1 protein-coding gene is annotated in these 255 nt (G+C 59.6%); it reads right to left on the bottom strand.

Going from position 1 to position 255, the window contains the following annotated elements:
• On the bottom strand, positions 1-170 hold a 170-nt coding region (locus EOD29_RS33255), incomplete at its 3' end, for a DUF1294 domain-containing protein (protein WP_164764021.1).
• Positions 171-255: the final 85 nt, after the last annotated feature.

Raw genomic sequence — 255 nt, forward strand, 5'->3', positions numbered from 1 at the left:
GCCACCGCGCCAAGGCTGCCGCCGATCAGCGCCAGGAGGAGAAGCGTGCGCTCGCTGATGCGCCGCCTGCCGTAGCGCGCCGCCTGTTTGTCGAAGAAATAGATCGAGAATACCAAAAGGTTCAGCGCCAGAAACAGCAAGGCCCATTTAATAATATCGGTCATCGTCATAGGGGAACCCTACCGCGGCTGCGTTAATGGACGGCAAAACCGCAATGCGCGCCTTGGCGAAAGCCTTGCACCGGCACGCCATTTC

Origin of the sequence: Mesorhizobium sp. M1A.T.Ca.IN.004.03.1.1 (assembly GCF_003997555.1) — a bacterium.
Taxonomy (GTDB): domain Bacteria; phylum Pseudomonadota; class Alphaproteobacteria; order Rhizobiales; family Rhizobiaceae; genus Mesorhizobium.